16 protein-coding genes are annotated in these 11950 nt (G+C 67.5%); 11 read left to right on the top strand and 5 right to left on the bottom strand.

Annotated features, from left to right (window positions below):
* Positions 1-17: 17 nt before the first annotated feature.
* Entirely contained in the window at positions 18-236 is a 219-nt protein-coding gene (locus KK131_RS08620; protein WP_214556245.1) for a DUF3820 family protein, read from the bottom strand.
* Positions 237-365: 129 nt separating this feature from the next.
* On the opposite strand from KK131_RS08620, the gene KK131_RS08615 reads away from it, so the two are divergent.
* Complete coding sequence (locus tag KK131_RS08615) at positions 366-1037, top strand: hypothetical protein (RefSeq protein WP_214556244.1); 672 nt, start codon at positions 366-368, stop codon at positions 1035-1037.
* 50 nt (positions 1038-1087) lie between these two features.
* Here the strand turns inward: KK131_RS08615 and KK131_RS08610 are convergent, their stop codons facing one another.
* A complete protein-coding gene (locus KK131_RS08610) occupies positions 1088-2185 on the bottom strand; it encodes a hypothetical protein (RefSeq protein WP_214556243.1) in 1098 nt (365 codons plus the stop codon).
* Positions 2186-2265: 80 nt separating this feature from the next.
* On the bottom strand, positions 2266-3741 hold the full coding sequence (locus KK131_RS08605) for an AAA family ATPase (RefSeq protein ID WP_214556242.1): 1476 nt from the start codon (positions 3739-3741) through the stop codon (positions 2266-2268).
* Between the two features lie 99 nt (positions 3742-3840).
* On the opposite strand from KK131_RS08605, the gene KK131_RS08600 reads away from it, so the two are divergent.
* The 10 genes from KK131_RS08600 to KK131_RS08555 all read left to right on the top strand — a co-directional run bounded on the left by KK131_RS08600 (position 3841) and on the right by KK131_RS08555 (position 9669).
* A complete protein-coding gene (locus tag KK131_RS08600; RefSeq protein WP_214556241.1) occupies positions 3841-4929 on the top strand; it encodes a PQQ-dependent sugar dehydrogenase in 1089 nt (362 codons plus the stop codon).
* 140 nt (positions 4930-5069) lie between these two features.
* Positions 5070-5363, top strand: coding sequence for a GIY-YIG nuclease family protein (locus KK131_RS08595; protein WP_214556240.1), 294 nt, complete (start codon positions 5070-5072; stop codon positions 5361-5363).
* 118 nt (positions 5364-5481) lie between these two features.
* A complete protein-coding gene (locus KK131_RS08590) occupies positions 5482-6105 on the top strand; it encodes a YbhB/YbcL family Raf kinase inhibitor-like protein (RefSeq protein WP_214556239.1) in 624 nt (207 codons plus the stop codon).
* A gap of 136 nt (positions 6106-6241) precedes the next feature.
* Positions 6242-6397 (top strand): DUF1328 domain-containing protein, encoded by a 156-nt coding sequence (locus tag KK131_RS08585; protein WP_007809737.1) that lies wholly within the window; start codon positions 6242-6244, stop codon positions 6395-6397.
* 54 nt (positions 6398-6451) lie between these two features.
* Entirely contained in the window at positions 6452-6814 is a 363-nt protein-coding gene (locus KK131_RS08580) for a DUF883 family protein (protein WP_214556238.1), read from the top strand.
* Positions 6815-6837: 23 nt separating this feature from the next.
* Positions 6838-7311 carry an ABC transporter ATP-binding protein gene (locus KK131_RS08575; RefSeq protein ID WP_214556237.1) on the top strand — a complete coding sequence of 158 codons (474 nt, stop codon included), beginning with the start codon at positions 6838-6840 and terminating at the stop codon, positions 7309-7311.
* Positions 7308-7628 carry a hypothetical protein gene (locus KK131_RS08570; RefSeq protein WP_214556236.1) on the top strand — a complete coding sequence of 107 codons (321 nt, stop codon included), beginning with the start codon at positions 7308-7310 and terminating at the stop codon, positions 7626-7628. The genes KK131_RS08575 and KK131_RS08570 overlap by 4 nt, the downstream gene beginning before the upstream one ends.
* On the top strand, positions 7625-8812 hold the full coding sequence (locus tag KK131_RS08565) for an AI-2E family transporter (RefSeq protein WP_214556235.1): 1188 nt from the start codon (positions 7625-7627) through the stop codon (positions 8810-8812). Before KK131_RS08570 ends, KK131_RS08565 begins: the two co-directional genes overlap by 4 nt.
* A gap of 177 nt (positions 8813-8989) precedes the next feature.
* Positions 8990-9307, top strand: coding sequence for a hypothetical protein (locus KK131_RS08560; RefSeq protein ID WP_214556234.1), 318 nt, complete (start codon positions 8990-8992; stop codon positions 9305-9307).
* Complete coding sequence (locus KK131_RS08555) at positions 9304-9669, top strand: cupin domain-containing protein (protein ID WP_214556233.1); 366 nt, start codon at positions 9304-9306, stop codon at positions 9667-9669. The genes KK131_RS08560 and KK131_RS08555 overlap by 4 nt, the downstream gene beginning before the upstream one ends.
* 21 nt (positions 9670-9690) lie before the next feature.
* Here KK131_RS08555 and KK131_RS08550 read toward each other — a convergent pair whose 3' ends face one another.
* Together KK131_RS08550 and KK131_RS08545 are read right to left on the bottom strand one after the other, a co-directional pair.
* Positions 9691-10722: a PD40 domain-containing protein gene (locus tag KK131_RS08550; protein WP_214556232.1), complete on the bottom strand. Its 1032-nt coding sequence runs from the start codon at positions 10720-10722 to the stop codon at positions 9691-9693.
* 50 nt (positions 10723-10772) lie between these two features.
* The gene (locus tag KK131_RS08545) at positions 10773-11732 is read right to left on the bottom strand and encodes a PD40 domain-containing protein (protein WP_214556231.1); all 960 of its coding nucleotides are present in this window, start codon (positions 11730-11732) and stop codon (positions 10773-10775) included.
* Positions 11733-11950 lie beyond the last annotated feature (218 nt).

Here is an 11950-nt window from a genome sequence, read left to right as displayed (position 1 = left end):
AGTGTAACCAGCGGGGCTCAGGAAGGGCGCCGGCGCAGCGGTTCCAGCAGCCGGGACAAGCCGTTGTGATCGATTTCCAGCATCAGCGCCAGCAACCGGCCCAGCTCGCCCGCGGGAAAACCCTTGCGTGCGAACCAGGCCAGGTACGCGCCGGGCAGGTCGGCGATCAGCCGCCCCTCGTACTTGCCGTAGGGCATGCGCACCGTCACCAGCTTTTGCAGATCCTGTGCTTCCATCGACGCCTGTTTCTCGAACGGCTGCGCGCACGCAGCTACCGCGCAACGATACTCGCCGATGTGCAGCGAAGGAACTTTGCAAGCGTCCGGGCGGTCCACCCGATGCCTGCGCCAAGGGAAGGCTCGACCGTGAGAGAAGAGCCGGGGAAGTCCAGCAGCTTGCGCGAGTCGGGTTACCGGGTCGCGGTCCTGGTCGTGGTGATCGGCTGCCACCTTGGTTTACTGATGCTGTTGCTGCGGCCAGTCATCTTCTATCGGGGCACGACTCCGGTCGTGGCAGACAACCCGCTGGCGCTCAAGCTGCGTTTTTTTCAGGCACCACAGCTGCCGGCGCACCGTCCGATCGCGCCGGCCGTGCGCAGCCATGCAACGCCACCGGCAAGGTCGTCGAAACCGCTGGCAGTTCGACAAACTGCACACGTTGCCGCCATGCGGCCCCACGAAACGCGTTCAACCGGTGCAGGAAACCCGGATACGAGCGAGGACGATTCCACCAGCGACGGAGGCTTTCAGGAGCAGCTGCGCGATGCCCAACGCTCCCACTCCGTTCACGGAGTGCCCGGATCCGATACGCCCTTTGTGCCTGGCATCCGTTTGGTCGATCCCATGAGCCAGGGCATAGGCGCGGTGATACGCACGACCCAGCGGGCGCTTGGTGTCAAAGATAGCCACTGTATCGATGTCGATGTGTGGCGCCATCTCACTCCGCAGGAGTTGAGTGCACGACACATCTCGCCGGGCGACGTGGATAAGGTCGACGAAAAATACGACTGCAATAGGCCACCGGGGCTGCGTTTCTAGTCTCCCGGCCGGATCTCGAAATGTCGCTCTTGGCGGAGCCTGCGAGGGGGTCAACGCCCTCCGGTGCCCGCCTGGCGCACGAGCGTCTCGAACGCCGCAGCGATCTGCGCGTCGGTGAAGTTGCAGTGGCCGTCACCGATCGGCGCGAGGACAGTCAGCAGCTTGCCGTTACCCGCCGCATGCACCTGGTCGGGATAGACGGGATGGAATCGCGACGGGATGGTTTGATCGAAGGCGTTCCACTGCATCACCAGCGGCACGTCGATACGGCCGGTCAAGGTGACGTTGCGCTGGGCATAGGCCATGGCGGCGGGCGAGCCGGCATAGCGATGCACCTGGCGGTTGAAGGCAGCATCGTCGCCGAAGCCGTGATAGACGGTCTTGCGGTTGTCCACCGGCATGCCGCCGGCACGCTGCTCGATTTCACGCAACACCATGTAGTAGAGCGCCAGCGATGGCAACGTTTCGGGTGTTTCCTGCAGACGCTTTTCCAGCAGACTGGCCTGCTTCGGGTGAGCCTGCAGCGCCTTGGCGAAGACAGCTGGAGGGATGAACGGTGGCGAATCAGGAGCGGCCAGGTTCGGCAGGACGCCGGGAATCAGTGCATCGAAGGCCACCAGCGGCGTGACTACGGCGTGCGACAGGAGTTCGGGTGTCGAAACGGTCACGCCGCACATGACCAGCGCACCGGTGTAGACGTGCCGGTAGCGCTCGATGCTTGCCACGGTCTCCAGCCCGCCCAGCGAGAAGCCGTAGATGTAGGTGTGGGCAGGGCGGGCGAAGGTGCGAATGAAATGATGGCGAAGACGTTCGTTGTCGACGACGGCATCGCCCACGGCCCAGCCTTGCGAGGCGTATTCGCTCTGTGCGACGGCATAACCCTGCTTGAGAAAGAGGAGCGTGGCTTCAACTGCCTTCATCGGCGTCGTCCGTGGCGCGCCCACCGGCTGGTAACCGTGCATCAGCATGACCAGATCGCCGCTCCAGTCGGCCGGGATATCGATGCGATAGGGAGCGCCCTGTAGCGTGCCGGCGTGAGTACCCGGCTTCAGATCAGTGGCGTGCGCAGGCAGAGAGCCGAAGCCGATACCAGCAGCCAGCACGAGCCAAACGCCGATCACTCGAACCTTCCGCAGCGGTCTTTGCATGATGCCGTTCCTCTGGTGGTGAAGGCGGGAAGTTGGAACGTGGACAGATCGATACTGCCTCATCCTTTCACCGGTCTGAATCAGTCCGCCGCCACGCAGCGTCCCTGCGCCCACGCGCGCAGCGCTTCCACCTGCTCGCGCATCAGCACCGACAGCGGGCGGGTCTGCTTCAACGCGTTGAGCAAAGTCGCCTGGTCCGGCGGGGTGCCGTTGCCGGCGGCGTCGTACAGCGCGCTGACGATGGTCTGTTCGATTTCGGCGCCGGAGAAGCCGCCGCTGGCGGCGGCGAGGGCGGGCAGGTCGAAGCCGGCGGGGTCGAGCTTGCGGCGGGTGAGGTGCATCGCGAAGATTTCGCTGCGCACGTTTTCCTTCGGCAGGTCGACGAAGAAGATCTCGTCGAAGCGGCCCTTGCGCAGCAGCTCGGCGGGCAGCTCCTGCACCGCATTGGCGGTGGCGACGACGAAGACCTTGGCCTTGCGTTCGGCCATCCAGGTCAGCAGGTAGCCGAGTACGCGGCGCGACACGCCGCCGTCGTCGCCGCCGCCGGCCAGGCCCTTCTCGATCTCGTCGATCCACAGCACGCACGGCGCCAGCAGCTCGGTGCTGGCCAGCGCCTCGCGCAGGTTCTTCTCGGTCTCGCCCTGGTACTTGTCGTACAGCGTGCCGAAGTCCAGCCGCACCAGCGGCACGCCGAAGCCGCCGGCGATCGCCTTCGCCGCAAGGCTCTTGCCGCAGCCCTGCACGCCGAGCAGCAGCACGCCCTTGGGCGGGTCGAGCGCGGGGTCGGGCGTGGCGGCGAGAAACACCGTGCGCCGGCGCTGCACCCATTCGCGCACGCGGCCGACCCCGGCGATGTCGGCGAAGCTGGCGGTGGCGTATTCGTAGTGCAGCAGGCCGGAACGGTTGAGCAGGTCGAACTTCGACTGCATCAGCTCGGGCAGGTCCTGCGGACCGAGCGCGCCGTCGTTGTAGATCAGCTTGCGCACGATGCGCCGCGCGTCCGGTGCGGACAGGCCGAGCAGGTTGCGCACGATGGTGCGCGCGGCGTCGTTGTCGACCGTGACGTTGCGGCCCTGCTCGCGCTGCCAGGCCACCGCCTCGCCGCGCAGGATGCCGGCCAGTTCCTTGAGGTCGGGCAGCGACAGCGGCACGCGCAGGGCCAGCGCTTCGAGTTCTTCCGGCAGCTCGACCCTGGCGCCGACCAGCACGATGGTGTGCGCGGCCGAACGCTGGCGCTGCACGATCTCGCGCAGCTGGCGCAGGCTCATCGCGTAGCGCAGCAGGCTGTGGAAGTCGAACATCAGGTAGATGCCGCGCTCGTCCTGCGCGCGGATCGCGTCCAGCGTGGCGGTGGCGTCCGGCGCCACCCCGGCGTCGGCTTGCGCGAAGTCGAGCCGGCCCAGGCCGTCGGTGAGCGTCCAGCGCCACAGCGGATGCAGCGCCTGCGCGATCACGTGGCGGAAGCACTCGATCACGCGCTGCTCGTCCACCGTCTCGATCACCAGCAGCGGCGTGGCCGCGCGCACCAGCGTGGTGAGATCCTCCAGTTCGCTCATGTGTCCCCCTCGGAAGGGTGCAGTTTACAGAGCGCCGCCACTTCTGGCTGCGCGCGCGCCGGTATACCCTGCAACTTCCCCACGCCAAGGAGCATTGCCATGCGCCTGCTGCTGTCGTTGTTGCTGGTAGTCCTGTCCCTGCCGGTGCAGGCGGCGTTGCCGCTGGACCGGCTGACCCTGCCGAAGGGTTTCCACATCGCGGTGTATTCCGACCAGGTGCCGAACGCGCGGGAGATCGCGCTGGGCGCGAAGGGCACGGTGTTCGTCGGCTCCAACAGCGCCGGCAAGGTCTACGCGCTGACCGACGCGAACGGCGACGGCGTCGCCGAGAAGGTGCGGGTGATCGCCAGCGGCCTGCAGCTGCCGGTGGGCGTGGCGTTCAAGGGCGGCGACCTGTACGTCTCCGCGGTGAGCCGGATCCTGGTGCTGCGCGACATCGAGAACCACCTGGACGACCCGCCGAAGCCCGCGGTAGTCACCGACAAGCTGCCCACCGAGACGCACCACGGCTGGAAGTTCATCGCGTTCGGCCCGGACGGCAAGCTGTACGTGCCGATCGGCGCGCCGTGCAACATCTGCGATCCGGCGCCGGCGCACGGCAAGCTGATTCGCATGAACGCCGACGGCAGCGGCTGGGAAGACGTGGCCCGCGGCATCCGCAACACGGTCGGTTTCGACTGGCAGCCGGGGTCGAAGCGCCTGTGGTTCACCGACAACGGCCGCGACCTGCTCGGCGACGACGTTCCCAGCGACGAACTGAACGAGATCACCCGCCCCGGCGAGCACTTCGGCTATCCGTACTGCCACCAGGGCGACATCCTCGATCCCGAGTTCGGCAAGGGCCACAGCTGCAAGGACTACGTGCCGCCGGTGTTGAAGCTCGGCGCACACGTGGCCTCGCTCGGCATGCGTTTCTACGAAGGCAAACAGTTTCCGGCCGGCTACAAGGGCGCGATCGTCGTGGCCGAGCACGGCTCGTGGAACCGCACGAAGAAGTCCGGCTACCGGGTGATGACGGCGCGCCTGAACGGCAGCAAGGTGGTTTCGTACGAGCCGCTGATCACCGGCTTCGAGCAAGACGAAAGCGCCTGGGGCCGCCCGGCCGACGTGCAACCCTTGCCCGACGGCAGCCTGCTGGTCAGCGACGACCTGGCCGGTGCGGTGTATCGGGTGACGTACAAGCCGTGAGTCCCGCGTCGTTCCTGCGCGAAGTGCGATTCCTGCCTTCGCAGGAATGACAAAGGGAAAAAGGTCACACGCTCACTCATCACCCACACCATCGTCATTCCTGCGAAGGCAGGAATCGCACTTCCATGCGAGGCATAGCCATGGACCGGCGACAACCCTGCGTCTACATGCTGGCCAGCAAGAAGAATGGCGTTCTTTATATCGGCGTCACCAGCGATCTGGTCAAACGTATCTGGCAACACAGGAACGATGTGGTGATGGGTTATACCCACCGCTACGGTGTGCATACGCTGGTGTGGTACGAACTTCATCCCACCATGGAGTCGGCGATCCTGCGCGAGAAGACGCTCAAGGCCTGGAAGCGCGACTGGAAGATGCGGTTGATCAACGAAGGCAATGCCGAGTGGCGGGACTTGTATCCGACTATTCTGTAGCTGTTGAAGTGCGATTCCTGCCTGCGCAGGAATGACGAGATAAGAGCCCCGCCGCCGTCATTCCTGCGCAGGCAGGAATCGCACTCCACGTTCCATGCAACCCGAGCGGAGACACCCCATGCAACTACGCAGCGACAATTTCGAGAACGGCCAGCCGATCCCGGCTGAATTCGCCTTCGGCAAGCGCGCCGAGCCGTTCGCGCTGTCGGACAACCTGAGCCCGCACCTGGCCTGGAAGAACGCGCCGTCCGCCACCCGCTCGTTCGTGCTCACCTGCATCGACACCGACGTGCCCAGCCGCGGCGACGACGTGAACCAGGAAGGCCGCAGCGTGCCTGCGGACCTGCCGCGGGTGGAATTCACGCACTGGCTGATGGCGAACATCCCCGCCGAATGCGGCGAGCTCGCCGCCGGCGCCTGCAGCGACGAGGTCACCCCGCGCGGCAAGCGCGAGCCGTTCGGTCCGCCGGGCAGCGTGCAGGGCGTGAACGACTTCACCGGCTGGTTCAGCGGCGATGCCGACATGGGCGGCGAGTACCTCGGCTACGACGGCCCGTGCCCGCCGTGGAACGACGCGCTGCTGCATCACTATCACTTCAAGGTTCACGCGCTCGACGTGGCCGCGCTGCCGCTGACCAAGGGCTTTTCGCTGGCCGAACTGCGCGCGGCGATGGTCGGCCACGTGCTGGCCGAGGCGGAGCTGGTCGGCACCTACAGCCTGAACCCGGCGGTCGCCGGCTGAACACATGCCGGCGCATACGTCGGCATCGCGTGCAGGGCGGTGCCGGCTCTCTTCACACCCGCATGGCACGGGCTATGGGTGAATGACGGCAGGCGGTTTCCCCACGACCGCCATTCACTACAAAGAGGATGCCCCCATGCTTCACTACGCCCTGGTTTTCCTGGTCATCGCGATCATCGCCGCCGTGCTGGGTTTTGGCGGCATCGCGGGCGCCGCTGCCGGCATCGCGAAGATCCTGTTTGTCATTTTCCTGATTCTGGCGATCATCGCGTTCTTCCGCCGCGCCAGTTGACGGCCGGCCGTCGCATCGCGTCTGTGCCACCATCAGTCTTCTCCGGAGCATGCAATGAACAAGCAAGTCCAGACCCCCGAACAGGCCGTCGGCGATCGCATCGACGAACGCGCCGAACGGATCAAGCAGGCCACTTCCGAGGCGGTGGCCGCCACCAAGGAAAAGGTGGATCGCGCCGCGGACCATGTCGAGGAAGGCCTGCACCATGCCACCGACAAGGCTGCCGGCGTGGCCCACAAGGCCAGCGACAAGGCCGCACGGGCCAGCGAGCGTGGCCGCGAGGTCTATGACGAGACGATGGACCGCGCCGACGCGTGGCTGGAACAGGTACGCGACTACGTGCGCGAGAAGCCGGTGCAGTCGGTCGCCATCGCGCTCGGCGCCGGCTGGCTGATCGGCCGTATCCTGCGACGTTGAGCGACGCGACACAGGGGCCGGGAATGCACGACGAGGGTGAGTCACCCCGCACAGCGGCGGCGCCGGATCCGGCGCCGCCGTCGTCTGGCTTGCTGGCCGAGGTTGGACAGCTCGCGCGTGCGGTCAAGCGGCTGTTCGGCGCGCAGATGCAGCTGCTGGCGGCGGAGCTGGGACTGGCGCGCAGCGCGATCTCGTGGCTGCTGCTGGCGGCGCTGGCCGCCACCGTGGCCGGAGTCGCCCTCGGCCTGACCCTGCTTGGCCTGGTCGGCGTGCTGCTGGCGGCGTGGTTCGGTTCGTGGATCTGGGCATTGCTGGCGTTGGCGTTGCTGCAGCTGCTGTTCCTGCTGGGCGCGATCGCGCTGTTCCGCCGCTGCATGCACTGGATGAGCCTGCCCGCCACACGCGGCGAATGGAGTGCGATGATGCGCGAGACCCTGCACAAGGCCGAAGCCGGCGGCACGGCCGGGCAGGACACTCGGCAGGAGGAGCGGCCATGAGCATGTTCGATCGCGTGGCGAAGGTGCGGGCCGCCCAGTTGCGCATGCGCACGGCGCGGCATGCGTTGACCACGCCGGCGGCGGCCCTGCTGGTGCGCGGCCGCGCGCATCCGCTGACGACGGTGGGCGTTGCCGCCGGTGCCGGCTTCGTGCTGGGCAGCCTCGGCGTGCATCCGCTGCGGGTGCCGGGGCTGGGTCCGCTGCTCGGTGGCGGCGTGGCCGAGGTGGTGGCCCATGGCGTGCGATTGATCGCGGAGCTGGGCGCGATGCCGCGCGCCGCTGCTGCAGCGGATGCCGAGGGCGGCGAGCCGGCATGAGCGAGCCCGAACAGTTGTTCCCGCCCGCGCCGGACGAAGGCGCGGCCGAGGCTGGTTCCATCGCCGTCCCGGCGGAGCCGGCGGCGGCAGAGACGGCGGTTCGCCATGGGCTGCGCCAGTTGAATGCCGCGCGCGGCATGCGCCGGCACCTGCATGCGGTTCGCATGGTGCTGAACGCGCTGCTGCTGCTGGCGCTGCTGTACACCATCACCCTGACCAAGGCCTTGCTGATTCCGCTGGTGCTGGCCGCATTCATCGGGTTGGCGTTGAACCCGATCGTCGCCTTCGGCACGCGCATCCGCCTGCCGCGCTGGCTCACCGCCAGCGCGCTGATGCTCGGCCTGATCGTCGGCATCGGCAGCGGCGTGGGCCTGCTGGCGCAGCCGGCGATCGGCTGGTTCCATGGCGCGCCCACGGCGATCCGCAGCTTCGTGCCGAAACTGCGCAGCTTCACCAAGCCGCTGGAGGCGGCCAACCGCGCCACCCAGACCCTGGTCAGCAGCGGTTCCAGCACCCGCGCGGCCGTGCCGCAGTCCGCGCCGGTCTCGATCAGCGCCTGGGACGTGGTCTCGACTGCGCCGAAGGTGCTGGCGGCCGTGCTCAGCGTGCTGCTGCTGGTGTTCTTCTTCCTGATCTACGGCGACTCGATGCTGCGCCGGCTGGTGGAGATCACCCCCGGCTTCGCCTACAAGCGCCACGCGGTGACCATCGTGCGCGGCATCCAGACCGAGGTGTCGCGCTACCTGCTGACCGCGCTGCTGATCAACGCCAGCCTCGGCGCGGTCACCGCCGGCATGCTGTGGTTGTACAAGGTGCCCGACCCGCTGCTGTGGGGCGCGGTGGCGATGTTCGCCAACTTCATTCCCTACGTCGGCGCGATCGTCACCACCACCGTGCTGGCGATCGTATGCATGCTCTACGCGAACGATGCCAGTCTCGAAGTGTTCCTGCCGGTGCTGACCTTCGCCGGCATCACCGCGGTGGAAGGCAACCTGATCACGCCGTTCATCCAGGGCGCCAGCATGCGGCTGTCGCCCATCGCGATCCTGCTGTGGCTGCTGGTGTGGGGCTGGCTGTGGGGCATCCCCGGCGCCCTGCTGGCGGTGCCGATGCTGACCTGCACCAAGCTGATCACCGAACGCGTGCGCGGCTGGGAATGGTTCGCGCACATCGTGCAGCGCTAGATGCGCCCGCCGCAGGGCGGACACGAGCCACCGCTCCGCATGCTCCAGCCCGCCATCTGGCTGCCGCCCTGATCACGGAGCCCCGGGCGGCATGTCACGATTGCGGCTCCTGGCGCGTCCTGGTGTTTGGCGGGCGGACACAACGACCGCGGAGCCGGCGAACCCGAGGAGAATGCGATGAACAAAAGTGCGAGTCTCGTGATGCTCAAGGCCAAACCCGGCCAGCGCGACGAGGTCAGGCGCGTATGGGAAAAATACGCCCGCGACTACATCGCCGGCAGCGCGCTCAACTTCTACTATTGCTACGACGACAGCGACCCCGACAGGATCATCGTGTTCGGACTCGGCGATCAGGCCGGCATCCGGGAGTTCGCGCAGCAACCCTGGTTCCACGACTATCAGCGGGACACGCATGCGCTGCTTGCCGAGCCGGGCGAGATCCGCAGCACGACGCCGCAGTATGTGAAAGACAACGTGCAGTCAGGTGCGCGATGACGGACCGTGCGATCAACTTGCGCGACAAGCTCACCCGGTTCTCGGAACACTGGTCACCCCGCGTCATTGCCGAGATGAATGACTACCAGTTCAAGCTCGTCAAGCTGCAGGGCGAGTTCGTCTGGCATTCGCATGCGGACACGGATGAAGTCTTCATCGTCCTCGAGGGCGCCATGACGCTCGAGTTCAGGGACAAGGCCATCCCGCTCGCTGCCGGGGAAATGTACGTCGTACCCAAAGGCGTGGAGCATCGCCCCGTGGCCGAGCAGGAATGCTGCGTCATGCTTGTCGAGCCACGCGGCGTGGTCAACACCGGCGATGCCGGCGGTGCCTATACCGCGCAGAACGACGTGTGGGTGTAGCGCACCTTCAGCAGCGGGAATTCATGCAGGTTTCTTCGCGGAAGTGCGGCGGGCCGGGGCGGCGTCCGCCGCCGGCGTGATGCCGTGCGCACGCAGCAGGGCGGAGATGTCGAAGCGCCAGAGGTTGCGCGAGCCGTTCAATGGCGACTGCAGGCGCCGTTGCAGCGAGGCCGCATCGTCGCGGGGCTTGGGGAAATGCACGTCGTCGCGGCGCGCGCTCGATACGTACAGCTCGCCGAACGCCGGCCCCAGCGACGGCGCATTCTCCAGCGTGCGGCTGTTGACGTCGCCGTCCAGGTGTTCGGGCTTGCCCCAGCCGCCGTCCGGCTGGCGGAACACGATGTAGATGTCGGCGCTGCCCAGCGCGTCGCCCTCGTTGCCGGCGTAGAGCAGGAAGCGGCCTTGCGGATCGATCGCCGGATCCATGCGATTGTTCGCCAAGTCACCCAGCGGCAGCCGCTCGGGCGCGGCGTGGCCGTGGTCGCGTGCCACGTAGATCTGGTACGCCTTGCCGGAATCCGCGCGATGCGCCGAAAAATAGAGGTCGCCGTTCGCCGCCACCGACGGGTTGTAGATCATCGCCCCGTCGTTGAGCGCACCGTCGACGTGGATCGGCGCACCCCATGCGCCGTTCGGTTGCCGCGCGACATACCACGGGTTCGTGCCGGGGAAACGCCGCCCGTTCATCTCGGCCATCACCGGCGCCGCACCCGGGCGCGGCGGCCGGTTGGAGACGAAGTACAGGCGCTCGCCGTCGGGCGACAGCGTCGGTTCGGAGTCGTGCCACTGGCCGGAGAACGCGGCCACCTGCGGCGTCGACCAGCGGCCGCCTTCGCGCCGCGAAACCATGATGGTGTCGTCGGCTTCGGCGAAATCCGAGCGCATGAAGTACAGCGTTTGGCCGTCCGGCGTCAGCGCGGCCGAGGTTTCCTGCCATCCGGTGGAAATCACGCCGGGCCCGAGCAGCTCGCCGGTGGTGGCGGCCCGCGCGGCGGGCAGCGCGGTGAGCGTGGCGGCGAGGCAGGCGGCGAGGATGAGGTAGCGTGGGGACATGCTTGCTCCAGGTGGCATGGGTCGCGTCGGCGACAGCGGACGGAACGGGTTCACGGCGCGCGGTGCACCGCCAGCCACGGCGCCAGCGACACCCGCCAGATATGGTTGTTGCCGTTGTCCCACGCGCGCATGCGCGCCAGGTCGGCACGCGCCTGCGCGGGCGAGCGCGGGTAGCTCGTCTTCGCCGTGTGGTTGCTGGTGAAGTACAGGGTGCGGGCGTCCGGGCCCAGGTGCGAACCCCACGGCTCGTAGCGGTTCACCGCATCGCCGAGGTCGACCGGCGCGCTCCAGCCGTCGCCCTCGCGGAAGGCGATGTACAGCCGATCGGGCTTGTCCTTGCCGGCGTAGTTGGCGTCGAACACGATGAACGACTGGTCCGGCGCGATTGCCGGATCCAGTTCGTGCGCGGCCGGATCGCCCAGCGCGAGCCGCTGCGGCGGCTGGTAGCGGCCGTCGCGCCAGGCGGTGCGGTAGAGGTGGAACTCGTGCGTAGCGTCGTCGCGCCGCTGGTAGTACACGTCGCCGTTGGCTGCCACGCTGGGCGCGTAGACGCTGGTGCCCACGTTCACCGCATCGGGCAATCGCTGCGGTTCGCCCCAGCCGTCGCCGCGGCGGTCGACCCGCCACAGCTGGCCGCCGTGCAGCGCCGGCCCTCCGGCCACCGCGGCGCGGTTGGACGTGTACAGCAGGAACGAGCCGTCCGGCGCCATCGCCGGATCGTGGTCCTGCCATTGCCCGGAGAACGGCGCGATCTGCGGCGTCGACCAGCCGTTGCCGACGCGATGCGATTCCATGATGAAACCGTTCCAGCCCGCCTGCTGGTCGAAGTAGACGGTGGCGCCGTCGGGCGCGAAGGTCAGGCAATCCACGCCGGCCGGGCCGGAGATCGCGCCGGGCGCGAAGATCTCCGGTGTGGCGGGTGTCGTGTCGGCGGTGTGGGCGCCGGCGAGGCCGGACAGGGCCAGCGCGAAGAGGCTGCAGGCGAGCAGGGGAAGTGGATGGCGCGCCATGCATGTGCCTCGACAGGATGTTATGCGATCGAGTCTGCGCGGTGGGGGCGACGCGTTGCTGGCACTTTGTGACGAGCGGAGACTCGCTGTGACCAGCGGTTGTCTGCGCAGGCCAACTGGTTTGTTCTCGTCGGGGAATCCGGGCCGCCCTGACGCGTCGCGCGATGCTCTTGCTTGACCGGATATCCGGCACCCTGCGTTGCCTCGACTCGGGCATC

Source organism: Rhodanobacter sp. LX-99 (genome assembly GCF_018599185.1).
In the GTDB taxonomy this organism is placed as follows: Bacteria; Pseudomonadota; Gammaproteobacteria; order Xanthomonadales; family Rhodanobacteraceae; genus Rhodanobacter.
This window is presented reverse-complemented; position numbering and strand designations above follow the sequence as displayed.